The sequence below is a fragment of the Cyanobacteria bacterium GSL.Bin1 genome (genome assembly GCA_009909085.1).
In the GTDB taxonomy this organism is placed as follows: Bacteria; Cyanobacteriota; Cyanobacteriia; order Cyanobacteriales; family Rubidibacteraceae; genus Halothece.
The window spans coordinates 38762-64220 of the sequence record JAAANX010000093.1 but is presented as its reverse complement, the minus strand read 5'-3'; the positions used below and the strand labels follow the sequence as shown (position 1 = coordinate 64220).

The window sequence follows — 25459 nt, the reverse complement described above, 5'->3', positions numbered from 1 at the left end:
TGTTTTAATATTGAATTTGCAGCGTCACTCGTGCTTGAATGTCTTGTTCCCCGCCAATAACCGGAGAACTCGGTGCGTTACTCGCTGCCACATTTCGTTGCGTCCGAAATGCTTCATTAAGCGGCATAACCGGGGGCGTCGCGTTATTAATTTGGATACTGATTACTGATTGTGATTGGAGATTAAGTGTGCTTAAAACAGCATCAGCTTGAGCTTGGGCATCGAGAGTTGCTGCTTGCAGCGCTTCTTTTTGCGCTTGCGCGATCGCGCTGTCGGTCGCCGTAAAGCTCACCGAATCAATGCGGGTTGCGCCCGCTTGGACGGCTTCATCGAGTAAATTGCCGACTTCGTCAGTGGGCATCCGAAAACTAACTAAATTGAGAGCTTGATAACCTCTTAAGGTGCGTTTGCCCTCATTGTAGTTATACTGCGGTTCTAAACGAATACCAGTGGTTTTTAATTTTTCCACATCGCGCGATCGCAGCAATTCCACCACTGCTGTTGAACGGCGCGCTGCATCTTCCTGCACTTGAGCAGCCGTTTTCCCTTCCACTTCCACTCCCAGCTGCACTTCTGTTAGAGTTGTGGGGATAGACTGGGTGCCTTCTCCGGTCACCGTTATGGTTTGTAGGGGGGCATCTTGAGCCATAGCGGGGGCAAGGGAAACACGCTCTCGTAAACTCCAACCGACAATTAAAATTAAACTACTGAGGAGGATTAAACTCAATCCTCTTGACCGAAATTGTTGCAATAAACGATTCATTTTGTAATATCTCTCTATGAAACAAGCCTAAAAATAGCATGATTTTAACGAACGACGATGGGTTTCAAGCCCCTGGAATTAAAGCCCTGCAAACGGCAATTCAAGAACAAGGAATTATCATCGCTCCCGAAACGGAACTTTCTGGTTGTGGACATCAAGTGACGACGAAACGGGGCTTAAAGTTGCAAAAGCATTCCGAGCAAACCTATAGTGTTGATGGTACTCCAGCCGATTGTGTTCGCATTGGTGTTACCCAACTGTTTCCGGATGCGGAATGGGTTATTTCTGGGATTAATGCCGGTGGCAATTTAGGGGCAGACATTTACATTTCAGGAACCGTGGCTGCTGTGCGAGAAGCGGTTTTTTTGGGTAAAAAAGGGATTGCCATTTCCCATTGGCGCAAACGACCCTTAGAAATTGATTGGACACTTGCCGCCCGTTGGAGTGGCAAAGTTTTAGAGACATTACTACCCTTGTCTTTGCCGGAAGGATGTTATTGGAATGTCAATTTACCTCATTTAGAACCTGGATCAAACGATCCGGAAATTATCTTTTGTGAGGGAGGCAAACAACCCTTACCGGTTGTCTATCATTTTGATGGCGAACGGTATCATTATCAAGGAGAATACGGTAAGCGTCAGCGTCAAAAAGGAAGCGATGTTGATATTTGTTTTTCCGGAAATATTGCCGTTTCCCAATTCAAGTTATGAAAACAGAGACCTTAAACTAACCACTTCTCCCACAACCATGACCGTGGGAGAAAGTTGATTGCCTTGGGTGATTTCAACAATCGTTTCTAAAGTTCCTACCCATACTTGTTGCTCATCAGTTCCTGCTTTCCGAATAATGGCAATGGGACAAGAACTGGCTTTTCCTGCTAGCATTAATTGCTCAGTAATCAGGGCTAAGTTTCGACCGCCCATTAAAATCACCAGCGTATCAATTCTTGCTAAAGCCTCCCACTCTAATTGGGCTGGTTCATGAGCGGTAATGACACTAAAACTGCGACTTAAAACTTTATCGGTGAGGGGGATTCCGGCAAGGAGAGGAGCCGTCATTGCTGAGGATAAACCGGGAATAACTTCTACATCGCAGCCAATGGTTTTTAGAGCCTCTACTTCTTCTCGGGCGCGACCAAAAATAAACGGATCGCCATTTTTGAGACGAACAACGTGTTGATTTTGTTGGGCAGACTCCACTAAAAGACGATTAATTTCACTCTGAGGGGTACTGGGTTTTCCCCCTCGTTTTCCGACATAAATTTTTCGGCAATAGGAAGAAACAAGATCTAAAATTGCTTCATCAACTAATGCATCATAAATTAAAATATCTGCTTTTTCTAAGTGTTGTCGCGCTTGTTGGGTTAAATATTGAGGGCGACCTAAGCCGGCACCGATCAGATAAACTTTCAATTTTTAATTGGATTGGAAGAACGCTAAAAGAACAGCAAAAAAATTATATTTATGCTCTATTTTAGAAGCGTTAATGGTTGCTTAATTGCTTTGGTTTATTATATCGCAAGGGATAGTCATGATCACGCCTTTTTTATTTCCAAAAACGAAAAATCCTTAAAATTGGCAATTAAATCTTACTGATAGCGCACTCTTCCCAAATAGTAACTTCATGAAACGAAGAATGATCGTCCTCTATTCCTGGGATCTGATATGGTTAAATGGATTCGAGTTCAACCCACATTCTAAGAATCACGATGCGGACGATCGCGGAGATTAACGAAAAGATCAAAGATCAAAAAGCCGTTGTCTGGACGGTAGAAGAGTTAAAAGCCCAAGTTGCAGAAAAAGGGGTCAGCCAAGTCGCGAAAGAAGTGGATGTGGTAACTACGGGAACCTTTGAGCCGATGGAGTCATCGGGAGCAATGATTAATCTGGGACATACGGATCCGCCGATTAATATTCGACAATGCTGGCTGGATAGTGTCCCCGTTTACACCGGATTAGGAGCAGTTGATCTCTACATTGGTGCAACGGCGAGTCCAGATTATAGTAGCTCTGGCGAAACCAGCGAGTTAGAAACGCGTCTTGGGGTTTCCTATCGGGAACGCGGTGGCGGTCATGTGATCCAAGATTTAATTGCCGGTCAACCCGTACAACTAAAAGCAATTGGACAAGTGAGTGATTGTTATCCGCGCGCCTCGTTTCAAACAACCGTCACTCGTGAAACCATTAATCAGTTTTATCTCTATAACCCCCGCAACGTTTATCAAAATTTCATCGTTGGGGTGAATGCCGGGGAACGAGTCCTCTACACTTATTTAGGTCCCTTACATCCCAATTTAGGGAATGCTGTTTATTCTTCTCCGGGCGCGATCGCGCCCTTATTCAATGATCCAAAGCTCCAGTTAATTGGCATTGGTACTCGCATTTTTCTCGGCGGGGGGGTGGGCTATATTGCCGCTGAAGGCACCCAACATTTCCCCAAACAACGGCGACTCGAGAATCAAACCCCCATTGGTCCAGCCGCCACGTTAACCTTAGTCGGTGATGCTAAAGCCATGAGTTCGCGATGGGTAAGGGGGTGTTATTTCCGCAATTATGGTCCTTCTCTGATGTTAGGCGTTGGCATTCCCCTCCCCATGCTCACTGAAGAAGCGGTTGCCCATTGTGCGATTAAAGATGAAGAGATTGTTGCACCGGTTGTGGATTTTTCCATTCCGCGGCGGGTGCGTCCCACTTTTGGTTTAGTCAATTACCAGCAACTGAAAAGCGGTACCATTAAAATCGAAGGGGAAACTGTGCGCACCGCTCCTTTAGCCAGTATTGCGCGATCGCGCGAAGTCGCAGATCTCTTGAAACAACAAATTCTCGAAGGAACTTTTCTCCTCGCCGAACCGGTTGCCCCGTTACCGATGGATCGCGCCTTTCTTCCTCAAGATCGTTGGGGGTCTCAATTTGCCCTGGAATAGCAGCGCTCAGTAGCCAGTGCTGACTCTGCCTGCTGGGCAGGATAGTCCCCTCTAAGTGTCCCGGTAAAATTTTGACGAATTTGGGGAATTTGCGTAAAATTGGGAAAATTTGCGATCCGCCTCCGGAGCTTTCTCCGATTGAGCAAAGACAATGGATCAAAAAAAAATATAGATCATTAGCTAGGGAGACAAGCAAGTCAGTTATGGCAAGTCCTAAGAGTAACCAAGATTTGAAAGTATTAGGGCTACCGGCAACTCAGGGGCGGTGGTTGCTGATTCCGTTAGGAATGATTGTTCTTCTCTGTTTAGGAACTGTTTATTCTTGGAGTATTTTTAGAAACCCCCTCGAAACTGAATTGGGACTCAATGCAACCGAAAGTCTGCTCCCTTATACCATTGCCTTAGTCTTTTATGCGACGTTTATGCCCATTGCCGGCTTTTTAATTCCAAGAGTGGGTACAGCCCGCATGACAGCGATTGGCGGGCTAACGGTGGGCTTAGGCTATATTCTCGCTAGTTTTGCTCAGAATATTGTGGTCTTAACCTTGACGTATGGAGTAATTGTAGGGATGGGGGTCGGGATTACTTATGGAGTTCCCATGGTTGTCGCTGCCCGTTGGTTTCCCGATCGAAAAGGGTTAGCGGTGGGGTTAACCATTGTTGGCTTTGGTTTATCACCTTTGATTACCGCCCCTTTAGCAAAGAGTCTCATTGATCGCTATCAGGCACGACCGACCTTGCTGATTTTAGGGATCGTCTTTACCTTAATTATTCTCGCGATCGCGCTGACGTTAAAATTACCTCCGAAAGATTGGCAACAGCCGAGATCCGTTGCCGAAGCCACTGCGGTTCCTCCCCCAGTCACTTATCCACCCCACTTACTGAAAAGTCCCTCTTTTTACGGCTTATGGATTTGCTATACCATCGGCACTTTTGTCGGGTTAAGCGCGATCGGCATTTCGAGCCCAGTGGGTGAAGAAATGATTGAAATTGATGCGGGGGTAGCTGCCACCAGTGTCTCTTTATTTGCCTTGTTTAATGGATTCAGTCGTCCGCTGTTTGGCTGGCTCAGTGATCGTTTTCCCCCACGGTTGGTCGCGATTGGTTCTTACACACTCATTTTAATCGCTTGTATCATGATGGCAAATGCCCAACCCGGACAAGTGAGCACTTATTTGGTTGCCTTCTGTTTATTCTGGTTTTGTTTAGGAGGATGGCTGGCGCTGGCGCCGACTGCTACCTTGCGCTTATTTAACCCCGATGACTATGCCCAAAATTATGGGATCGTCTTTACCGCTTATGGGGTAGGGGCTTTGATCGGTACCCTTGTCGCGGGGCAAATTCGGGACTGGTTTGGCAGTTATACCTATGCCTTTTATCCGATGGGACTATTAGCCATTGTGGGGATTATTATTGCTAGTTTGATGTTGAAGCGCGATGTTCGCGCTGGTGAAACGACTAAACTATTGTAAGCTCAGCTAATCCGTTGTCACTCCCGGTCGTTTAATGGGAAAATAAAGGTTGCTCCTCATTCGTTATTGAAAGGCTAATCCGCTCATGTCGAAAACTGTTGCCGATGTAATGACAGCCAACCCGGCTGTTGTTCAACCTGACACCCCACTCAAAGAAGCAATTAAAGTATTGGTGGAAAACAAAATTAGTGGTTTACCCGTGGTAAATAAAGAAGGGAAATTAGTCGGGGTGTTATCAGAAGCAGATTTGATGTGGCAAGAAACCGGGGTTGATCCGCCGCCCTATTTCATGTTTTTGGATAGTGTCATTTACTTAGAAAACCCTGCGCGGTATGAAAAAGAACTCCATAAGGCACTGGGACAAACCGTTGAGGAAGTAATGACGGATCGTGCTATTTCCATTACCGGCGATCGCCCCCTGAAAGAAGCAGCTCATCTCATGCACAAGCGGGAAGTTCGTCGCTTACCTGTTGTGGATGAAGCGGGAAAAGTGGTCGGTATTATTACACGCGGTGATATTGTTAGAACCATGGCGAGTGAATGAGAATCTTGTCGATTCGGGCATACTGATAACACTGTTTCCTATTGCCTTAACTGTCGGGGAGTTTGAGGGGCTGTAAGTCCCGCGCTGTATTCTTTGAATCAGCGTCGGGATACACACATCCCTCAAGTATATCAAGAGGTTCGATGCCTCGCAGATATACATTCTACCGTAAACCTTTGCTTGTGGTAGAATAGTTCTATGATTCTAAATTATCGCTATCGCATATACCCAGATTTACAGCAAATCCAACTGCTCAATGAGTGGTTGGAAACTTTGCGCCTGTCTTATAACTATGCACTGCGAGAACTAAAAGACTGGATTGCTTCTAGGAAGTGTCCGATTGATAGGTGCAGCTTAGAATCAGAATATATCATGGCTGCGGATTATCCGTTTCCTAGTTACCACCAGCAACAAAACAATCTACCAAAAGCAAAGAAAAAGTTCCCACGACTAAAAGCAGTCCCGTCTCAGGTGCTACAAACCAATATCAGACGGTTACATGATAGTTGGGATTCATTCAGAGCTAGAGGTTATGGCTTCCCTAGATTCAAGAAATTTGGGCAGATGAAGTCAATGTTGTTCCCTCAGTTCAAAACTAACCCACTAACTGGGTGGCAAATCCAATTGCCGAAACTAGGAAAAGTACAAATCAATTTGCATAGACCGATACCCAAAGGTTTCATGATCAAGCAAGTACGGGTAGTCAAAAAAGCAATAGGTTGGTTTGCGGTGGTAGCGATAGAATCAGATTTCGAGCTTTCTAATCCAGTACCTCATGGTCATGCAATTGGTGTAGATGTTGGGTTGCTTTCGTATATAGCGACGAGCGACGGGTATACCGAAAAAAGACCTAAATTTTTCAAGACAGCCTACAGTCGGCTGAAAGTGCTACAAAAGCGTCTGTCGAGAAAGATGAAACGGGGGAAAAATTACGAGAAAGCTCGAATCAAAGTAGCTAAACAACATAACCACATAGCATTCAAGCGCACTGATTATCAATTCAAACTCGCTCATAAGCTTTGTGACATGGCAGACACAATCTATATAGAAGACTGCGACTTCCGTATTATGGCAAAAGGGATGCTGGGTAAACATACAGTTGATGCTGCTTTTGGAAAGCAACGAGACATCTTAGAGTATGTAGCCAAGAGAAGAGATGTCTTTGTTGGGCGCGTTGACCATCGTGGGACGAGTCAAGTATGTCCTAATTGCCGTGCTGAAGTTAGAAAAGATTTGAGCGTTCGGCTGAGCGAATGTCATGAGTGTGGGTATGTTGTAGATAGAGATATAGCCTCTGGTCAAGAAATATGTAATAGAGGCGAAGAAACGTATCGCGGGACTCGCGAAAAGCAAGAAATTGGCTCTCAAGTCGTACTGTCGGGCAACTTTGTTGTAGATAAGTGGCGCAATCTATCTTCGGGTAGGGTAGGAGAGCAAGATTCCATTGGCGACAGTGGAAGCCCGCTCTCTATCCGCTAGGATGAGAGTCGGGAGGAAGTCACTTCAATATCAACCTCACGGATCAGGAGTTAATTTTATGCCACGCACCCCAGATGAGTATGCCGTCTATTTATTTTTAACGGGTGGTCATCGCGAAGAAGTCCGTTTTCCCACGATTCAAGATTTCCAAAAATGGTACACCGGAGAACTGAAGCCTAAGGGAGAGTCAAATGACTTTATCAGTGTTCCGATTAAAAATATTCAGGGGGAATATATGGTGCTGCGCCCATCGAGTGTGTTGGCAATTCGAGTGGAACCCTTATTTGCGGGTAGTGTAGAACGGTTTTAATGATGAAATCTTTACTGGTGAGTCTGTCTGTCGGGTTGGGGGTTGCATTCTCGGCATTACCCGCCATGAGTTTCCCCTTAGAAAAAGTCTCATCCCAACAACTGCCGTCAGAATTGAACCTAGAGGCAAAATGGGAAGATAAAGCGGGTCTTTTAAGAGCCATTAACCACAGTTTGCAGTATCTGGAGCAGCCCAGTGCCGCCGAAGCTTATGCCGAGTATCCTGTTGCTGGCATTACGCGCGATCGCGCTTATCGCTCTTTAATTCGCTTTCGGCAACTCCTGCGCACGTCTCCCAGCCCAGAAGCCTTTGCCCATGCCGTTAAACAAGAATTTGCGTTGTATCAAGCCGTGGGACAGGATCAACAGGGAACGGTTCACTTTACCGGCTATTTTGAACCGGTTTATGCCGCAAGTCGCGTTCCCACTGCTGAATATCGTTATCCGATTTATCAACGACCGACGAACTTTGAACAGTGGTCTTCTCCCCATCCCACCCGCAGCGAACTTGAAGGGAGGCACGGAGAAGGGAAAAATAGTCCCCTAGCGGGTTTAGAAATTGCTTGGTTGCGCGATCGCCTAGAAGCCTTTTTAATCCACGTTCAAGGCTCAGCACGGCTGCAGTTAGGAGATGGCAGCATTTTAGCAATTGGCTATGCGGGAAAAACTGAGCATCCTTACACCAGCATTGGCGGTGAATTAGTTAAAGCTGGGATTTTTGAGCGGGATGAACTCTCTCTTCCCCGTTTAATGCAATATTTTGAGCAACACCCCGAACAACTCAGCACTTACCTACCGCGCAATAAAAGTTTTGTCTTCTTTCGAGAAACCCAAGGCGCACCGGCAACGGGCAGTTTAGGCGTTCCTGTCACAGCACAACGCAGCATTGCCACTGATAAATCTTTGATGCCACCAGGGGCATTAGCGCTACTGCATACCCAATTTCCTGAGATTACTGCTAACAATGAAATTCAAACGCCACTGGTCAGTCATTACGTTTTAGATCAAGATACGGGGAGCGCGATTCAAGGGGCAGGACGAGTGGATATCTTTATGGGCACGGGCGAAAATGCCGGACGGAAAGCAGGCATCGTGGATTGGACAGGGCAACTGTATTATCTATTCTTGAAAGAGTGAAATTTGTCATTCGTCATTCGTCATTCGTGAGTCGGGAATTAAATCTTCTCCTTGTCTTCCTTGTCTCTCCCCTCTCCCCATCTCCCCTTCACCACTAACCCCCCTCCCCAGCATTTCTACTTATTGGAAAATCCGTTAAGATAGCAAGGCGCTTACAACTCGCCTACAATCGAACTAGCGAGCAAGGAGTTTTGATTTTGACCCAAATCGTTTATTCACCATCAACCCAAAAAACGAAGATTGAACTACCCCCTTTACTGAAACAGCGTCCCTTGCTGTTAATTGGTCATGGCACGAAAGACGAACAAGGGCGACAAACTTTTATTGATTTCGCTGACGCTTATCAGCAGCTTGATCATTCTCGTCCTGTGATTCCTTGTTTCTTGGAATTAACCACGCCAACCATTGCCGAAGGTGTGGAAAAGGCTGTCCAACAAGGCTACACTGACTTTTCCGCATTACCGATTTTGTTATTCGCAGCAAGGCATAACAAATTTGATGTCACCAATGAATTAGACCGCGCCCGAGAAAATCATCCTGGCATTACCTTTAATTATGGGCGACACTTTGGCATTACCCCCAGCATTTTAGATCTGTGGCGCGATCGGCTTGCGGAACTCGATTCACCGGAAAACAATCCTCACAATATCCCTCGATCTGAAACCGTTTTACTGTTTGTCGGACGGGGTTCGAGTGACCCTGATGCCAATGGCGATGTTTGTAAACTCGCCCGTATGGTATGGGAAGGAAGTGGTTATAAAACAGTCGAAACCTGTTTCATTGGCATTACCCATCCCCGCCTCGAAGAAGGATTTAATCGCGCTCGTTTTTATCAACCGAAACGGATTATTGTCTTGCCTTATTTCTTGTTTACGGGGGTTTTAGTGAAGAAAATCTTTAATATCACTGCCCAGCAACAAGAACAGTATCCTGATATTTCCATGACTTGTTTACCGGAAATGGGAATTCATTCCAACCTCTTACAAGTCTTGAGAGAACGGGAAATTGAAACCCAAACCGGTGAAGTTAAAATGAACTGTGAAATGTGTAAGTTCCGCCTGGCAGCAGGGAATGGACATAGCCATGATCATGGACATCATCATCACCATCATCATGACCATAGCCATGAAGCGGTTGATCCCTACGCAGATGTCGAACAATATCATCATAAAATTTGGCAAGCCCCTTAGACAGTAGTAATCAGTGACCAGTGATGAGTAACCCGTATTTACTAGTCACTGGTTACTGTTTGCTACAAATTTAGTTAAGGTTATTAGTGACTAATGACGAAGGACAAATGACCAATGACAACTGACAAAACCTTTTCTGTGGGCGATAAAGTAAAACTCATTGAATCTCCCCCTTATATTAAAACGGCGGAACCGATGCCGATGTTACGCCCGCCGAATGTGGTAAAAGTGGGAGAAGAAGGGACGATTTTAGACCGTCGTCCGGGGGATTATTGGGCAGTTCGGTTTAATAAAGGAGCATTTTTATTAGAAAGTCGTTACTTACAATCTGTCAATGCAGATGAAGGATCATCTCATGTGGAGTCTCATGTTGATACCGATTGATTCTGTTCCCGTCGCCACCACGCCCGGACTAATTTAATCTGTTCGTAACTATATTCTTGTCCTAATGCTTCTCGAATGGTTTTTAAGGAATCATCTCCCACTTGGCTAATCGCTTGCCAAATGATTTTTTGCTCAGCGTCAGGAACAAATTGTTCTAATTTGACGGGTTGATTCATTTCAATTAATTCGCACAAATGATCATTAATCGTTCTGGTTCTCATCCCTCTGGTTTGAGCAATATCTTCAATACTATACCCTTGTTGAGCAAGACGGAGGGTTTTCATTTTGGTTTGGGAAGGAACGGGAATGGGTAATCGTTTTTCATGTAAAAAGGCTTGAATTTCTGAAATAAACGCTTCTCCATATTGATTTAATTTATGATCGGTTACGCCAGAACAATTAGCCAATTGATCGAGATGTTTGGGCTTGACTTGTGCCATTTCCCGAAGGGTTTGATCGGAAAAGATCATATAAGGGGCTGTACTTTGTGCATCTGCCAGCCATTTCCGTTTTTTACGCAGTCGAATCAATAATTGTTGCGTTTCAATATCAAGATTATTCTGACTTGTTCTTTTTTGTGAGGAGGAGGGAAGAACAGCAATATAAACCGTGCGTTTTTGCCGTAAAATTTCCCAACTGCGCTGATTGAGTTTCAAGACGCGATAGCCATCTGTGGTTTCCGTGAGGAACCCTTGATGCAGTAACGATCGCGCTAAGTTTCGCCATTCTTCTACGGGTTTGTCTTTGCCAATGCCATAAGTCGAGAGTAAATGGTGTCCGTTTTGCTCAATTTTTTTGTTCTTAGATTCCCGCAAAATGTCAATAATATGACTCATGCCAAATCGTTCTCGACAACGGGCAACACAAGATAAAAATTTTTGGGCTTCAATGGTCCAATCTTCAATGGGCTTCGGATTTAAACAGTTGTCACAGTTGCCACAATTCCCCGCAAAATGTTCCCCAAAATAACTCAGTTGAATAGTGCGCCGACAGTCGGTTCCTTCCGCATAATCAACCACTTTTCGCAGTTGTTGTCGCGCTAACCGTTGCGATTGTTCGTCTTCTTTTTGCGAGATTAAATATTCAATGGTATGGATATCTTTTGCCCCAAATAACAGCAAACATTGGGCGGGTTCACTATCTCTGCCAGCGCGTCCCGCTTCTTGATAGTAATTCTCTAAATTCCGGGGTAAATCATAATGAACCACAAAGCGAATATCCGGTTTATCAATTCCCATTCCAAAAGCAATGGTTGCTACCATTACCTGCACATCATCTCTTAAGAAACGGGTTTGATAATCACTGCGATTGCCATCACTCATTCCGGCATGATAAGGAAGTGCCGAAATTCCATCTTTTTTGAGGCGAAAGGCAACTTCTTCTACCCGACGACGACTGAGACAATAGACAATTCCAGAACCGGTTTGATGACGAATAAATTTGAAGAGTTGATTATAATGTTGTCGTTGTTTGGGTTGGACTTCGTAATATAAATTCGGGCGATCAAAGCTGGTAATTTGAACTTTGGGTTGGGTTAAAGTAAGCTGATGAATAATATCGCTACGAACACGCTCAGTTGCGGTTGCCGTCAGCGCGATCATCGGTACATTTGGAAAAAGAGACCGTAAGGTTTTTAACTGCCGATATTCAGGGCGAAAGTCGTGTCCCCACTCGGAAATACAGTGGGCTTCATCAATGGCAAAAAGGGATAATCCTTGCTTGTCTTGAACCGATTGGAGAAAGGTTTTACTGGCGGAACTCACTAGTTTTTCCGGGGCAAGATAGAGGAGTTTGATTTGTCCATCGAGAATGGCAAGACGGCGCGATCGCGCTTCCTCTGCAGTTAAACTACTATTTAAAAAGGTGGCAGGAATGCCATTTTTCTGTAAGGTTTCCACTTGATCCTGCATCAGTGCAATCAACGGCGAAACCACCACTGCTAACCCCGGTTTCAGCAAAGCCGGAAGCTGATAACACAAGGATTTTCCGCCACCTGTGGGCATCACCGCTAAAACATCTCGCTGTTGATCAACTGCCTCGATAATCGCCTTTTGTCCAGGGCGAAATGTTTCATAACCAAAGTATTGTTTTAAGGCAGTTTCCAATTCAGACATTACAGTTACCAGTGACCAAAGAACGAATGACTAATGACTAATGTAAAACAGTTTTACAAAGTTTTTTGTTATTAATCATTAAGGAAAAAAGCAGTTTGAATTAAATCAACTTCTTTAGCTTCAAAAACCACTTCTCCACAGTTTTCGCAAACCCATGCGGGAATGGCATTCCAAGTCATATGATAACCATTGCACTCAATGGAAAAGGGAGCCGTTTTCCATTGCATTTTTCCTTGACAAGATGGACATTCCATTAGTTCTTTCTCCTCCGAATTTAAAAAATAGCGCTTACCTTGTAGGGTGGGCAATGCCCACCCTACGACTAATGTAGAGATGTTCCATGGAACGTCTCTACCCAATGTTATGATCAATAGCATGAAATGTCATAGCTAGCGCGATCGCGAAAGAATAAAATGCAAGTGATACATAACAAATCTAAACGCTGGACCACTGCCGATCTCGAAGCATTAGAGTATGACGAATGGCATCGCTATGAGATTATTAATGGAGAATTATTTGTGACCAGAGCGCCCCATTGGAAACATCAGAAAACCTGTACTAATCTTGCCATTTGCCTCGGAAATTGGTCTAACACAACTGGCTTAGGCGAAGTTGTCACTACTCCTGGTATTATCTTCTCTGATGCTGATAATGTGATTCCTGATCTGGTTTGGGCGAGCACAGAAACCTTGGAAAACTATCTCGATGAAAAAGGTCATCTTGTCTCCGCACCTGAATTAATTATCGAAGTTCTTTCTGAAGGGAAAAGTAATGAAAAACGAGATAACAAAATTAAATTAGACTTGTATTCTGATCGCGGAGTTCGTGAATATTGGATTTGCGACTGGCGCGATCGAACAATCACGATTTATCGACAAGAAGAAAATATCCTCAAACCAGTGAAAACTTTGTCAGAAGAAGACACCTTAACCAGTCCATTATTACCAAGTTTTAGCGCAAATGTATCAGAGCTATTAGCAAGATAGCATCGTGTTGATCGCGCTAGAGAAGAGAAGGGTTACATCCCTTTAAGACTTAACTATTACTCAACTCTTGCTTCAACCGATAAATAATCGTATCCCCATCCACTTGCGCGAGAATATCTTTAATGACAGTACTCGGACCCAAGGGACCCCAACTACAGCCTTGTTTCAAGTATTCTTGGGCGGCTTGCCCGACCGTATAAGCCCCATAGCCCGCGATCGCGCCCTGAGTAGCAGCTAACCCCGCATAAGATAAAATTGCGCTGGGACTGCCCCAACTTGCGCCAATTAAAGCTGTACTTTTGCCTAAGCCAAATAAGGCACTGGTGCCAATTTCCCCAAATAACAGTGTTCCTGAACTAATCAATATTCGTCGCCAGAGTTTCCCCGCTTCATAACTGGTCATGGGTAAGCCATAAAGTCGTGCTAAACCCCGAATTAAAGCCAAATCGGCAAAGGTTCCGCCAATCAGGTCAAAAATGGCAATGGGATTAACGGCAACTGCAATTGCTTTATATTTAGCGTAATCCCAAATTAAAGTTTCGGCGTCCTCTTGACGCAAGCGGATGGTCTCTTCTGCCAAATGATTCTCTGCCGTTTGCGCTTGCACAAGGGCATTTAAAGCCAGCAGCGATCGTCCTTCCCGATTTAAAATATCTAAAATCCCTTCTTTGAGGGCTTCAATTTGCGGCGGTTGTTCTTCCCATTCGTAGGTAATTTCCCCGTCGGCTTGTTCGACACGCACCTGCATTGGTGCAGGTTCTGCGCAAACCATGACAATTTCTCGGGGCGATAAGAGTTCTTCTAAGGCTTCCTCTTCTTTGCCGGTTCCCAGTTGGCGCAGTTGTTCGTAAATGGTTTGTCGGTCTTTTTCCGGATAGAGATCCACCTTGTTGAACACCAATAAAATGGGTTTTTTCGCCTGTCTCAATTCACAGAGGGCTTGATATTCAGTGCGCGTGATATCTCCTGCGACAACAAAGAGAATTAAATCCGCTTGTTGCGCGATCGTTTCCGCCATTTGTGCCCGTTCTTCCCCTTCTACTTCATCTAAACCGGGCGTATCAATTAACTCAATTTGCACTTTACCACTCGATGGTGTCCAACGGATGGTTTGGGGCCACCGGGTCACACCATGAACGGGACCGGTGGTCATGACTTTTTTGCCAACTAACGCATTAATGACGGCTGACTTCCCGCGACTCACTAAGCCAAAAGTTGCAATCCGAATCACTGTTTCATCCAGCTTATCGTAGGCGGCTTTGATACTTTGTAAGTCTGCTTTCACCGCAGCTTGCAATTCACTATTGGGAGGAGACGAACCATGACGACGGACGTTACCATACCAAGATAGCGCTTGCGAAAGACTGGCTCGGGCTTGATTCAAATGAGTTTGTTGAGAAGAAGAATTTGCTGTCATTAGCAACAACGAATATCGTTAAATTTTAAAGATCGAAACGACGCTTTGAGAATGAACGTAAATAGCGAATTACTCTATTTTTGTAAGATTCAGCTTTAATTGTAACCAACTAGGAAAGCGCGGATAAGTGAGATTAAACCCAGACCGCTTGCGATGGGCTAGAGTGAGAAGTGTTCTGTCAACTTTGATGTTTCTCAACTTTAGCAAACGCGATCGCGCCGTTTGTCTCTATCCAGCAGCACGCTAATATATAGATATCTCAATTAATGTAACCGTTTCTATGACGGCCTTAACGTTAAATCTTTCCTCTCTGGTCGATAAGATTAGCGATCGCCAGTTAGAACATCTTTCCCGCGATAATCCTGATGCTCGATTGGAAACCAACTCAAGGGGGCAGTTAATTTTTATGTCTCCTACCGGTGGTGAAACGAGCGAAAAAAACTCTGAACTGATCTTTCAAGTTCAGTCTTGGAATAAACAAAGCAAGCTTGGCAAAGTTTTTGACTCTTCAGGAGGTTTTAAACTTTCTAATGAAGCCATTCGTTCTCCTGATGTCAGTTGGATCTCTATTTCTAAATGGAACACTCTGAGTCACAGATTACGCCTCCCTAAACGGGAGGCGCCTGCTGTAACCGTTGGTAAAGAACAAAGAAAAACTTTTCTTCCGGTTGAGCCCGATTTTGTGATTGAATTAATGTCTCCTACAGATGTTTTTAGTCAGCTACAGCAGAAGATGAAAGAATACATTAATTGTGGAGTCAAATTGGGTTGGTTGATTAATCCTGACGCTCGACAAGTGGAAATTTACCATCAGGGTAAGGAAAAAGAAGTTCTCGATCATCCTCAAACTCTATCTGGAGAAGATATTCTGCCTGGATTAGTTGTCGATCTAACAGAAATTTTTGATTGATTTTATTTTAGATACTTTCCTGCAAAATCTCCGTTCTCAACAACAAATAGTGGAAATTGAGCGGGCTGATCAACCCATAAAAAGGGTCATACTGTCAGCCCGTTAATCAGGGGGGAAGCGTCTGACCAGAGTTGATTTTAGCTTTCTAGAAATGACAACCAAAAACAAATTACTAATCTGCTTTTGATTTGAGTAACACTCCCTGAGCATCTTTAAGTTCAAAGCAACTGAGATCAGCAATGTCTAATCCGGGAGACGCGATCGCGCACTCCCATTGACTTAAGTCTAACTGTAACCAATCTCCAAGGGTAACTGTAATTGGGTCACCACCCATGTGAGTCACCATTGCAATTTGTTCCTCGTGGTGATTTGGGTTTGTGCGCAGTCCGTAAAATACCGTATGCGTCTCTTCACTAACTTTATTGAAGCGGTCGGTTCCTGGCACGAGATTATCATGCAACCAGCGATGTTGTTCTCGGAAACGCCGTAACCCCAGATTAAAGGCTGTTTTTTCTGGATTTAGGTCCTTCTCATAATGAGCAACATTACAAACGTCATAGCAATCTTCCATAAACCGCAACGCAAACTGCTTCAACTTGGGAATATCGAGTTCTCGTAAAAACGTGACCATTCCCGGACGATTAAGACGCATGAGTAAAGGGAACTCACAGCGATCTGTATTATCTCCTAAACAAGAATGACAAGCTTCGATGACAAAATTCAAGTCATAATCTTGTTCAATCATTGTTATTTGCAGTGCTTTCCCAAACTCGCGCAATTGTTCTAAGGTTTCAAATCCAAGGGACTTGAGACGGCGGAAAGACTGTTCCTGATTGTAGATATCTTCTGTAATTTGCCAATCTAAAAAACCAACTTCTTCCGAAACTACTTTCACACCATAGCGTTCATCGGTATTGCGGAAAAACATCCAAGGGGCGTGCATCAGGGAGTTAATAAAATCCATGGGAATGCCAGGACTAAAGCCATATACCCAAAGCGTTGTTGCCGGGTTATCGTAGGCATTTTTTAGCACTTCCGAGAGGGTATTGCCTAAGTTCCAATTAATTTTTTCTTCGGGGTCAATTTGATTGCCTCGGCGAACGGTGTCATGATTCGCACAGCCTGTAATCCAGCGCTCACCTTGATACATCACTTCCGAAACCCGTCGCCATTTCCGTTCCCAAAATCCGGCTAAAGTTGGCGTATTGTGGGCAAAAATCAGGGGTCCCCATTGGTAAGATTCGGGTTTAAGTTCAACTAAATCGCGATAGGTCGAAATTTCTTCCCACCCTTCAGCCGGCCAAGGACGACCATCTTCAAAGATCGTGAACATCAGGCGTTTATACTCGCCAATTTCCTGGATCACATTACTCATTTCCAACAGGTAAGCATCATCCTGTTCCACTCGCCCAGTTAAGGGGTTAAAGAAGCGAAAATCTTGTCCGCCATCAACCCGAATGCCATCAGCACCGGTATTCAGTTTCCGCCGTTGCATTTCTAAGAAAATTGCCCGAACCGTCGGGAGTTGGTGGTTTAAGTCTTGTCCATACATATTGGGTCCCTTGAGGAACTGGCGGTTAATGAGGAATTCCGCTTGGTTATCCGCATGACCATAAACCAAATCGTAAATAATTTGAATCGGACCTGTGGCAAAGTTATGGAGGGTGGCGACAAAATCAATCACTTCATCAGGGCGTAAACTGCCTAAAATCGCTGGATTTGTCGCACTTGAGCCTAAAATCGGCACATCATAGCCCCAATCTTGCGTACTCGGCTTTTTAAGGTGAATGTTAACTTCATCTGTAAGGGGAATGCTCGTGGAGTCAGGATGTTCGCTTTCGTTGTCGTCAAAATCAAAGAATTCGCTAATGGGGCTATAATCATCCCGATATTCAATCGTGGGTTCAACAGGAAGCAATTGCACTGCATCGTAACCAATATAGTTTTCTTCCCTGGGCGTCAGGGGTTCCCCTTGAGCCAGTTTATGGGAAATTGTTTGATAAATCCGGGTCAAGCCTTCAAATGTTCCTTCTGCTGAGGCGGTTCCCACATGTAGTTGCAAGATATTCTGGGGAGGAGGAACGCGAGGAATATTACCATCTGCATCGGGTTGTGAAGTTTGTTGGAAATAGGAGAAATCGGATCGCTGTTGCTGTAAATGATTGAAGTCGTAAACTTCTGCTGGACCAAATACGCCAAAGGGGAGAGAATAGGCAACGACATCGCGAACCGTTTGCAATTCTTCGCGAGGATCGACGTAGCGTAACCAGTAGAGGCTTCCCATTTGGTGGCGGGTTCCCGGCTGTATTCCGGAGTAAACGCCCCAGAAATATTCTCCTTCTTGACGCATCGGCACGCGATCGCGCTTAAATTTGACCGTTTGAGTTTGAGCTCGTAAATCAACCTCTCCTTGCGGGGTTAATACTTCCAAATAAATTGCCCGTGGACGCATCACTTCCCCCGTGAGTTCCGGTGTCCAAAAGCCGATTTCAGTCAGCCCATCTTCGCGATAATGGGCACCGAGACGGCGCGCCACGGCTTCTGATTTTTCGAGATAACTGAGTTCAGAGTGTTCCAGCGCGATCGCCCAATCTAAGAGCGCTTGCGTTGGTTTTTCCAGTAACTGAATTGTTTGTTCTGTTTGTACAACCACGTTTAACAATGAATCATTAACAATGAATAATTAATAATAAATATCGATCAGCTGATCGACAACATACTAGAAGATTGATTTTTCTATCTCCTACTATCGCTGGTTATAGTTCTCAATACCGAATTCGAGGATCAATGTAGGCGTTAATAATGTCAATTAGAATACTCGCTAAAACAACGATCGCGCCGAAAAAGACCATAATTCCTTGCACTGTCGGGTAATCTCGCAAGGAAATTGCCTCATATAACCGATTGCCTAATCCGGGCCAAGAAAAGGTAACTTCTGTCAATACTGCTCCGCTGAGAAGCGCCGCAAAGGTTAAGCCTAACACAGTAATCACTGGAATCATGGCATTACGCAAGGCATGAGCGAATAAAATCCGTCGTTCTGATAACCCTCTTGCTCTCGCTGCTTCCACGTAATCGGCTTTCAGGGTTTGTTTGAGGTTAACGCGGACAATGCGCTCGAAAATGCCACTGAGCAATAAGCCTAAGGTAAAACTCGGTAGTGCTAAATAATACAATGCCGTGAAAAATTGCCCTAAATTCCCTTGTAGCAAACTATCAATCGTATACAGTCCAGTCATATCGAACGGGGTGGGCTCACTGATCGGAAAGCGAGTGCCGAGGGGAAACCAGCCCAGTTGGACGGAAAACACGAGTTGTAAAAGCATTCCCACCCAAAATAAAGGCAGCGAGTAAGTGACTACCCCAAATAAACGTCCCAGGGCATCAATCATCGTGCCCGATTTAGCCGCAGCAATCATACCCACACCTAAACCAATCAACAGCGCGATCGTCATACTAAACAAGGAGAGTTCGACGGTGGCGGGAAAATAATCCTGAATCACTTGCCAAACCGGTAATCCCCGGCTGGTTAAAGAATTGCCTAAATCTAACTGTAATAAATCTCCTAAATAGTCAAAATATTGCAATAATAGCGGCTGATTCAGTCCAAGCTGTTCTCGGAGCGCTTCTTTGGCAGCCTCTGGTGCTCTTGCGCCTAAAATGGCATCGGCGGGATCACCGGGAGTTGCCCGTAACAACAGGAAAACAAGGGTAGTAATTGTCCATAACATCAGTGGGGCAAGCAGTAAGCGGACAAGAATGTAATAACGAAGGGCTCTAGCGCGGGACATATTGTTTTGAGATTTCCTATCTAAGAAAGTATATTCCCAATCCGAAAAAACAGAAAGGGCTTGTTTTAACTACTCTCTGATTGCTGTTAGTTCAACAGTAACGTCATCATCACCCAATCCCCCCATTTTGCCTCTCTAGTCTAGGTAATTTCATTGACTGACGCGATCTAAGTAGCATCCAACACTTCATTCTAAAACGCACTTTTAGTCGTAATAAGGCTAGATTTGAGTAGTGATTAGTAACTTTTAAGTACAAACGGCTTGCTTTTTATCAATAACCATGTAAAACTACTTTTCTATAGACAATAAACTATATTTTAAAGTAAACCATAAACTTTTGTCTATGACAATCATCGAGGTGAATGACGTCGTGATCCTCCGGCAGGTGGGTAGTGAAACTCAATCCAATCAAAAATTTGCTTCTTTCTCAAGGTAATCTCTAACTCAGTCACCGCTTTAATATCTTATTTATTTCGTGCCTTAAAGGTGCGATTGATTGAAAAACACGATAAACTAACCATTTTTTTTGCTTTATTGACCAATGAATGATAAACAATGAGAATAACAAACAGAATTCACTTTAGAAATATCAAAGGTGATATCTTCGGGGGAATCACCGCAGCAATTATTGCCTTACCCATGGCACTAACCTTCGGTGTCGCTTCCGGTGCTGGGGCATCTGCCGGCTTATGGGGGGCAATTTTAGTCGGCTTTTTTGCTGCCCTTTTTGGGGGAACTCCGACCTTAATTTCTGAACCAACAGGCCCGATGACGGTGGTCATGACTTCTGTTATTGCCACGCTGACGGCTGCCAATCCGGAAAATGGCTTAGCCATGGCATTTACTGTTGTCATGATGGCGGGGGTGTTCCAAATTATTTTTGGGGCACTGAAGTTAGGGCGCTATGTCACCCTCATGCCCTATACGGTGATTTCTGGTTTTATGTCAGGGATTGGGGTGATCTTAATTATTTTGCAGATTGCCCCTTTCTTAGGACAAGCCAGTCCGAAAGGAGGGGTAGTTGGTACGGTACAAAACCTACCGTTGCTCATTGGCAATATCAATCCCATCGAAACCTTACTCGCCGGTTTAACTGTCGCCATTCTTGTCTTCTATCCTCGTCAATTAAAGAAATACTTACCGCCGCAACTTTTAGCCCTCATTGTCGGAACCATCCTTTCCATTACCCTTTTTGCTAATAGCGACCTGCGTCGCATTGGTGAAATTAGCGTTGGTTTCCCGAGTTTGCAAGTTCCCACCTTTAGTGCGCCCCAACTGCAAACCATGTTAGTGGATGCCTTAGTATTAGCGATGTTGGGTTGTATTGATGCCTTATTAACCTCGCTAGTGGCGGATAGCTTAACTCGCACGGAACACGATTCTAATAAAGAGTTAATCGGTCAAGGTTTGGGTAACTTATTTTCCGGTTTGTTCGGCGGTATTGCCGGTGCTGGGGCAACCATGGGCACCGTGGCTAATATCCAAACCGGTGGACGCACTGCGCTTTCTGGTTTAACGCGGGCTTTTCTTTTACTTCTGGTTGTCTTAGGACTGAGTACTTATTTAACTGTCATTCCGATGGCAGTTTTAGCAGGTATCGCCTTTAAAGTGGGGCTTGATATTGTTGATTGGGGTTTCCTCAAACGCGCGCACAAAATTTCCCCGAAAGCGGCTTTTATTATGTATGGGGTGGTTGCCCTGACTGTTTTTGTTGATTTAATTGTTGCCGTTGGTGTCGGTGTTTTTGTTGCCAATATTCTCACCATTGAACGCTTATCCAATCATCGCGCGGATCAAGTCAAAGCAATCACTTACGATGATGAGGAAATTAATCTTAATGCCGAAGAAAAACGACTCTTAGAAGAAGCCAATGGTCGGGTCTTACTCTTCTATCTCAGTGGTCCAATGATTTTTGGCGTAGCAAAAGCCATTTCTCGCGAACATAACCTTATTAACAGTTATGAGGCGTTGGTTTTGGATTTATCAGAAGTGCCGATTTTAGGAGTAACTTCTTCTTTTGCCTTAGAAAATGCGATTAATGAAGCCCTAGAAAAAGGTCGTGAAGTGTTCTTAGTTGGCATCGGTGGACAAACGGAAAAACGCTTGAGAAAGCTCGGCATTATGGATAAAGTTCCGGCTGAAAACATCATGCCAAATCGTACATCTGCCTTGCGAGAAGCACTCAATCATGTGAAGGAAAGAACAATTGATTTTAATACTGAGACGCTTCCTCCACAAGAAATTGGCTAAAACATTATCTCCTCGAGGATCAATCGAATAGTTTTCTTCTTTTCTGATTGAAATAACAGTTTATTTGGAAAAAAAACAATGATATCTTTACCAGCAATCTTTCAGGAGGGCTTATCCCTCAATTTTGAATCGGGTCTGCCCTTGTTGGCGACAACCTCTGAGGAAACTTCCTCTAGTCCTGATACAGCACCGCTCATTCTAGCCGGCGTTTTACTCAGTCTGATCTTTATTTATCTCGCGAGTAAACTGGGCGGAGAATTATCGAAACTTGTTGATTTACCACCTGTTTTAGGGGAATTAGTCGCTGGGGTTGTCGTCGGCATTTCTGCCCTACACCTCTTAGTGTTTCCCGAAACTGGTGCCGTTGCCAGTGATTCTCTAGTCATTAGCATTTTGCAGCAAATTGCGGGTTTGCAACCGGAAAGTATTAGTGAAGTATTTGCCAGTCAAAGTGAAGTCATTTCTGTTTTAGCCGAGTTGGGAGTGATTATTCTCCTATTTGAAATCGGTTTAGAATCGGATTTGCGAGAGTTACAAAAAGTGGGGGCAAAGGCAGCGATTGTCGCGGTTGTTGGGGTTGTCGCCCCCTTTATTGGCGGAACCGCCGGACTCATGTTAATTTTCGGGATGCCCACGATTCCTGCCGTGTTTGCGGGTGCTGCGTTAACCGCAACCAGTATTGGCATTACTTCCAAAGTTCTTTCCGAGTTAGGACAACTCAAGTCCACGGAAGGGCAAATTATTGTCGGTGCGGCAGTAATTGATGATGTACTGGGGATTATTGTTTTAGCCGTTGTTGCCAGTCTGGCTAAAACCGGAGAAGTTGATGTCCTCAACTTAGTTTACTTAATCGGCAGTGCAACCGCTTTCTTGTTGGGGTCAATCTTTTTAGGGAAGTTTTTTAATAAAAGCTTTGTCGCGATCGCGCAAAAACTTCAAACCCGAGGAAATCTGGTTATCCCCGCTTTAATCTTTGCCTTCTTCATGGCATTTCTCGCCAATGCGATTCATTTAGAAGCGATTTTAGGAGCGTTCGCAGCCGGATTAGTGTTAGATGAAACCGATAAACGGAAAGAATTAGACCAACAGATTATCCCCATTGCCGATATCTTAGTTCCTATTTTCTTTGTTTCGGTCGGGGCAAGAGTGGATCTTAGTGTTCTTAATCCCACCAGTGCTGCGAATCGTGAAGGGTTAATTATTGCTGCTTTCTTAATTGTCGTTGCCATTATCGGCAAAGTCATGACGGGATGGTCGATTTTTGGTCAAGAAAAAGTCAACCGGTTGGCGATTGGCATTGGCATGGTGCCTCGTGGTGAAGTGGGGTTAGTGTTTGCCGGTATTGGTGCGGCGAGCGGCATTTTAGATAAGCCCTTACAAGCCGCGATTATTATTATGGTGATTTTAACCACCTTTATTGCCCCACCGTTATTACGTTTGGCCTTTAAGGAACAAGAAAAAGACGTCAAAGCAACCGATTTACCGGCAGGAAATTAAGTGATTAGGTTACTCATTTGTCCGTGGTCATTCGTCATTGGTGATTCGTTATTGACAGGCAAATCACTAAGGATAAATTGAGCAATTCCATCTTAAAAGGAGTTCTGACAACCTTTTGCGCTAATAGCTGTTCTGATTTTTATAAGTCAGACAGCTGTTAGTATACAATAAGAAAAATAACTTCTTGATCGTCAACTCTTTAAATCAAAGAGTAGTTTTTAGATCAAGGTCAATTTAAAACTTTTTGTGATTGGTTTTTATATTACCAGTCATTCCTTTTAAAAAGCGAGTTAACAATCCAATAATATGTTAGAAACGTTTGTATTTGCCACCGTTTTTTGTGGCTTTTTCGGCATCATTTTTAAGAAAAATCTGGTGATGAAGATTATTGCCATGGACATTATGAGTACGGGAGTGATTGCTTACTATGTCCTCGTTTCGTCCCGCAGTGGTTTGTTTACGCCAATTGTCACCAATACTGAAAAAGTGGCTTATGCGGATCCGGTTCCCCAGGCAGTGATTTTAACGGCAATTGTCATTGGTTTTTCTATTCAAGCCTTGATGCTAGTGGGAGTGATGAAATTAGCCAAAGATAACCCCACTTTAGAAACTAGTGCGATTGAGGAAAATAATCAACCATGACACAATTAACAATTGCTTTAATTGCTTTGTCATTTTTTATTGGGTTCGTGAGTTATCTCGTCCCCAAACTATCGCGCTGGCTAGCGCTGGGAGTTGCTTGTGCATCGGCAGTTTATGCAGCATTACTATTACTCGAACCCTCACCCGTCAAAATTCAGCTATTGGATAGTTTTGGGGTAACGTTAATTGCCGATCAACTGAGTAGCTTCTTCATCCTTACTAATGCTATTGTCACTCTTGCTGTCATTCTTTACTGTTGGCAAAGTGGGAAATCGGCATTCTTTTTCATGCAGCTGGTGATTTTGCATGGTAGCGTCAATGCCACCTTTATTTGTGCTGATTTTATTAGTCTCTATGTGGCGTTAGAGGTAATTAGTATTGCTGCCTTTTTATTGATTAGTTACCCTCGCCGAGACAAGACAATTTGGGTTGCCCTCCGTTACTTGTTTATCAGCAATACGGCGATGCTATTCTATCTAGTCGGGGCAGTACTGGTTTATCAAGTCAATCATTCCTTTAGTTTTGAGGGCTTAGGGAGTTCTCCGGCGGATGCCGTTGCACTCATTTTCCTAGGACTTTTGGTTAAAGGCGGTATTTTCGTCTCTGGCTTATGGTTACCCCTGACGCATTCCGAATCGGAAACGCCCGTCTCTGCCATGTTATCGGGGGTAGTGGTGAAAGCCGGGGTATTTCCCCTCGTCCGCTGTGCGCTGATGATTGAGGAACTCGACCCCATTGTTCGCTTCTTTGGAGTGAGTACAGCCCTGCTAGGGGTCGTATATGCCATCTTTGAGAAAGATACAAAGCGCACTCTCGCCTTTAGTACCATTTCCCAGTTGGGCTTTATCGTGGCTGCGCCAGTGGTGAGTGGTTTTTATGCCTTGACCCATGGTTTAGTGAAGTCCGCTTTGTTTTTGATTGCGGGGATACTACCGAGTCGCGATTTTAAACAATTACAGCAGCAGCCCATGCCGACTCAAGTTTGGATTGCTTTGGTGATTGCCAGTTTCTCCATCTCTGGCTTTCCTCTCCTATCGGGGTTTGGGGCAAAAGTTTTAACGAGTAAAAATCTTTTATCTTGGCAAGTCATTGCCATGAATATTGCTGCTTTAGGGACTGCCATTATCTTTAGCAAATTTATTTTTTTACCCCATCAAAGCACCCCAGAAAAAAGCCAATTACAACCTGGCTTTTGGGGGGCAATAGCGCTTTTACTCGGTGGTTTAGTTGCTGCCAATGTCTTTTACTACGAAGCTTACACCCTTGGCAATATCGTCAAACCTCTGGCAACTATTATTTTGGGCTGGCTGACTTATCTTTTGCTACTCAAAAAAATAGAGATCAAGCTACCGCGTATTTTTGAAAAATTTGATCATTTAGTCGGGGGAATGTCTTTGATGTTAATTTTACTTTTCTGGAGTGTCTGGACGAAATCTCCTCTTGTGCGATAAGTTTCAGCTTGGTCTGGTCTCCAACCGATGAGAGACAACATGTATAGAATTCATTCTGATTGATTAGAAAAATGATTGGCAAATATTGTCTTTCAATCCCAAAAAAGTATAGTGATGCCTATAGTATTGTACCTGTTAATTTTTCCCTGTCGTACCCGCAAATTTGTCCCTTTTTTTCCTCTAGCTAACCCTGTAGTAAG

The 25459-nt window shown here is 44.2% G+C and carries 22 protein-coding genes; 15 read left to right on the top strand and 7 right to left on the bottom strand.

Annotated features, from left to right (window positions below; all coding sequences use genetic code 11):
• Positions 1 to 4: 4 nt before the first annotated feature.
• Entirely contained in the window at positions 5 to 763 is a 759-nt protein-coding gene (locus GVY04_12455) for a DUF541 domain-containing protein (protein NBD16913.1), read from the bottom strand.
• Positions 764 to 801: 38 nt separating this feature from the next.
• Between GVY04_12455 and surE the strand changes: the two genes are divergently transcribed.
• The gene (gene surE, locus GVY04_12450; protein ID NBD16912.1) at positions 802 to 1473 is read left to right on the top strand and encodes a 5'/3'-nucleotidase SurE; all 672 of its coding nucleotides are present in this window, start codon (positions 802 to 804) and stop codon (positions 1471 to 1473) included.
• Here the strand turns inward: surE and cobA are convergent.
• Complete coding sequence (gene cobA, locus GVY04_12445; protein NBD16911.1) at positions 1468 to 2175, bottom strand: uroporphyrinogen-III C-methyltransferase; 708 nt, start codon at positions 2173 to 2175, stop codon at positions 1468 to 1470. The genes surE and cobA overlap by 6 nt on opposite strands.
• Before the next feature lie 296 nt (positions 2176 to 2471).
• Between cobA and GVY04_12440 the strand changes: the two genes are divergently transcribed.
• The 8 genes from GVY04_12440 (at position 2472) to GVY04_12405 (ending at position 10201) form a co-directional block, all read left to right on the top strand.
• Positions 2472 to 3686, top strand: coding sequence for a hypothetical protein (locus GVY04_12440; protein NBD16910.1), 1215 nt, complete (start codon positions 2472 to 2474; stop codon positions 3684 to 3686).
• A gap of 203 nt (positions 3687 to 3889) precedes the next feature.
• The gene (locus GVY04_12435; protein NBD16909.1) at positions 3890 to 5158 is read left to right on the top strand and encodes an MFS transporter; all 1269 of its coding nucleotides are present in this window, start codon (positions 3890 to 3892) and stop codon (positions 5156 to 5158) included.
• 85 nt (positions 5159 to 5243) lie between these two features.
• On the top strand, positions 5244 to 5702 hold the full coding sequence (locus GVY04_12430) for a CBS domain-containing protein (GenBank protein NBD16908.1): 459 nt from the start codon (positions 5244 to 5246) through the stop codon (positions 5700 to 5702).
• A 198-nt stretch (positions 5703 to 5900) separates the two neighbouring features.
• Complete coding sequence (locus GVY04_12425; protein ID NBD16907.1) at positions 5901 to 7181, top strand: transposase; 1281 nt, start codon at positions 5901 to 5903, stop codon at positions 7179 to 7181.
• A 58-nt stretch (positions 7182 to 7239) separates the two neighbouring features.
• The gene (locus GVY04_12420) at positions 7240 to 7491 is read left to right on the top strand and encodes a hypothetical protein (GenBank protein ID NBD16906.1); all 252 of its coding nucleotides are present in this window, start codon (positions 7240 to 7242) and stop codon (positions 7489 to 7491) included.
• A 2-nt stretch (positions 7492 to 7493) separates the two neighbouring features.
• A complete protein-coding gene (locus tag GVY04_12415; GenBank protein NBD16905.1) occupies positions 7494 to 8627 on the top strand; it encodes a murein transglycosylase in 1134 nt (377 codons plus the stop codon).
• Between the two features lie 197 nt (positions 8628 to 8824).
• Positions 8825 to 9817 carry a sirohydrochlorin chelatase gene (locus tag GVY04_12410; protein ID NBD16904.1) on the top strand — a complete coding sequence of 331 codons (993 nt, stop codon included), beginning with the start codon at positions 8825 to 8827 and terminating at the stop codon, positions 9815 to 9817.
• A gap of 114 nt (positions 9818 to 9931) precedes the next feature.
• Positions 9932 to 10201, top strand: a complete 270-nt coding sequence (locus GVY04_12405; GenBank protein NBD16903.1) for a DUF3148 domain-containing protein — start codon at positions 9932 to 9934, stop codon at positions 10199 to 10201.
• On the opposite strand, the gene recQ is transcribed toward GVY04_12405, so the two are convergent.
• The gene (recQ, locus tag GVY04_12400) at positions 10183 to 12315 is read right to left on the bottom strand and encodes a DNA helicase RecQ (GenBank protein NBD16902.1); all 2133 of its coding nucleotides are present in this window, start codon (positions 12313 to 12315) and stop codon (positions 10183 to 10185) included. The two genes, GVY04_12405 and recQ, sit on opposite strands and share 19 nt — an antisense overlap.
• Before the next feature lie 71 nt (positions 12316 to 12386).
• Positions 12387 to 12569: a YgiT-type zinc finger protein gene (locus GVY04_12395; protein NBD16901.1), complete on the bottom strand. Its 183-nt coding sequence runs from the start codon at positions 12567 to 12569 to the stop codon at positions 12387 to 12389.
• A gap of 159 nt (positions 12570 to 12728) precedes the next feature.
• Here GVY04_12395 and GVY04_12390 point away from each other — a divergent pair, with 159 nt between their 5' ends.
• Positions 12729 to 13301, top strand: a complete 573-nt coding sequence (locus tag GVY04_12390) for a Uma2 family endonuclease (protein NBD16900.1) — start codon at positions 12729 to 12731, stop codon at positions 13299 to 13301.
• A gap of 49 nt (positions 13302 to 13350) precedes the next feature.
• On the opposite strand, the gene GVY04_12385 is transcribed toward GVY04_12390, so the two are convergent.
• Positions 13351 to 14718 carry a DUF697 domain-containing protein gene (locus GVY04_12385; GenBank protein ID NBD16899.1) on the bottom strand — a complete coding sequence of 456 codons (1368 nt, stop codon included), beginning with the start codon at positions 14716 to 14718 and terminating at the stop codon, positions 13351 to 13353.
• A 280-nt stretch (positions 14719 to 14998) separates the two neighbouring features.
• On the opposite strand from GVY04_12385, the gene GVY04_12380 reads away from it, so the two are divergent.
• Entirely contained in the window at positions 14999 to 15628 is a 630-nt protein-coding gene (locus GVY04_12380; GenBank protein NBD16898.1) for a Uma2 family endonuclease, read from the top strand.
• 172 nt (positions 15629 to 15800) lie between these two features.
• Here GVY04_12380 and GVY04_12375 read toward each other — a convergent pair whose 3' ends face one another.
• Positions 15801 to 18281: an alpha-amylase gene (locus GVY04_12375; protein ID NBD16897.1), complete on the bottom strand. Its 2481-nt coding sequence runs from the start codon at positions 18279 to 18281 to the stop codon at positions 15801 to 15803.
• Positions 18282 to 18393: 112 nt separating this feature from the next.
• On the bottom strand, positions 18394 to 19419 hold the full coding sequence (locus tag GVY04_12370) for an ABC transporter permease subunit (GenBank protein NBD16896.1): 1026 nt from the start codon (positions 19417 to 19419) through the stop codon (positions 18394 to 18396).
• 555 nt (positions 19420 to 19974) lie between these two features.
• Here GVY04_12370 and GVY04_12365 point away from each other — a divergent pair.
• The 4 genes from GVY04_12365 to GVY04_12350 all read left to right on the top strand — a co-directional run bounded on the left by GVY04_12365 (position 19975) and on the right by GVY04_12350 (position 25259).
• A complete protein-coding gene (locus GVY04_12365) occupies positions 19975 to 21669 on the top strand; it encodes an STAS domain-containing protein (protein ID NBD16895.1) in 1695 nt (564 codons plus the stop codon).
• Positions 21670 to 21747: 78 nt separating this feature from the next.
• Complete coding sequence (locus GVY04_12360; protein ID NBD16894.1) at positions 21748 to 23166, top strand: cation:proton antiporter; 1419 nt, start codon at positions 21748 to 21750, stop codon at positions 23164 to 23166.
• Positions 23167 to 23472: 306 nt separating this feature from the next.
• A complete protein-coding gene (locus GVY04_12355; GenBank protein NBD16893.1) occupies positions 23473 to 23808 on the top strand; it encodes a cation:proton antiporter in 336 nt (111 codons plus the stop codon).
• A complete protein-coding gene (locus GVY04_12350; protein NBD16892.1) occupies positions 23805 to 25259 on the top strand; it encodes a cation:proton antiporter in 1455 nt (484 codons plus the stop codon). Before GVY04_12355 ends, GVY04_12350 begins: the two co-directional genes overlap by 4 nt.
• Positions 25260 to 25459 lie beyond the last annotated feature (200 nt).

Excerpts from the sequence above, each read along its gene's own strand:
- GVY04_12455 (NBD16913.1), bottom strand. The coding sequence starts at position 763 with ATGAATCGTTTATTGCAACAATTTCGGTCAAGAGGATTGAGTTTAATC.
- surE (NBD16912.1), top strand. The coding sequence starts at position 802 with ATGATTTTAACGAACGACGATGGGTTTCAAGCCCCTGGAATTAAAGCC.
- GVY04_12440 (NBD16910.1), top strand. The coding sequence starts at position 2,472 with ATGCGGACGATCGCGGAGATTAACGAAAAGATCAAAGATCAAAAAGCC.
- GVY04_12435 (NBD16909.1), top strand. The coding sequence starts at position 3,890 with ATGGCAAGTCCTAAGAGTAACCAAGATTTGAAAGTATTAGGGCTACCG.
- GVY04_12430 (NBD16908.1), top strand. The coding sequence starts at position 5,244 with ATGTCGAAAACTGTTGCCGATGTAATGACAGCCAACCCGGCTGTTGTT.
- GVY04_12425 (NBD16907.1), top strand. The coding sequence starts at position 5,901 with ATGATTCTAAATTATCGCTATCGCATATACCCAGATTTACAGCAAATC.
- GVY04_12420 (NBD16906.1), top strand. The coding sequence starts at position 7,240 with ATGCCACGCACCCCAGATGAGTATGCCGTCTATTTATTTTTAACGGGT.
- GVY04_12415 (NBD16905.1), top strand. The coding sequence starts at position 7,494 with ATGAAATCTTTACTGGTGAGTCTGTCTGTCGGGTTGGGGGTTGCATTC.
- GVY04_12405 (NBD16903.1), top strand. The coding sequence starts at position 9,932 with ATGACAACTGACAAAACCTTTTCTGTGGGCGATAAAGTAAAACTCATT.
- recQ (NBD16902.1), bottom strand. The coding sequence starts at position 12,315 with ATGTCTGAATTGGAAACTGCCTTAAAACAATACTTTGGTTATGAAACA.
- GVY04_12395 (NBD16901.1), bottom strand. The coding sequence starts at position 12,569 with ATGGAATGTCCATCTTGTCAAGGAAAAATGCAATGGAAAACGGCTCCC.
- GVY04_12390 (NBD16900.1), top strand. The coding sequence starts at position 12,729 with ATGCAAGTGATACATAACAAATCTAAACGCTGGACCACTGCCGATCTC.
- GVY04_12385 (NBD16899.1), bottom strand. The coding sequence starts at position 14,718 with ATGACAGCAAATTCTTCTTCTCAACAAACTCATTTGAATCAAGCCCGA.
- GVY04_12380 (NBD16898.1), top strand. The coding sequence starts at position 14,999 with ATGACGGCCTTAACGTTAAATCTTTCCTCTCTGGTCGATAAGATTAGC.
- GVY04_12370 (NBD16896.1), bottom strand. The coding sequence starts at position 19,419 with ATGTCCCGCGCTAGAGCCCTTCGTTATTACATTCTTGTCCGCTTACTG.
- GVY04_12365 (NBD16895.1), top strand. The coding sequence starts at position 19,975 with ATGAGAATAACAAACAGAATTCACTTTAGAAATATCAAAGGTGATATC.
- GVY04_12360 (NBD16894.1), top strand. The coding sequence starts at position 21,748 with ATGATATCTTTACCAGCAATCTTTCAGGAGGGCTTATCCCTCAATTTT.
- GVY04_12355 (NBD16893.1), top strand. The coding sequence starts at position 23,473 with ATGTTAGAAACGTTTGTATTTGCCACCGTTTTTTGTGGCTTTTTCGGC.
- GVY04_12350 (NBD16892.1), top strand. The coding sequence starts at position 23,805 with ATGACACAATTAACAATTGCTTTAATTGCTTTGTCATTTTTTATTGGG.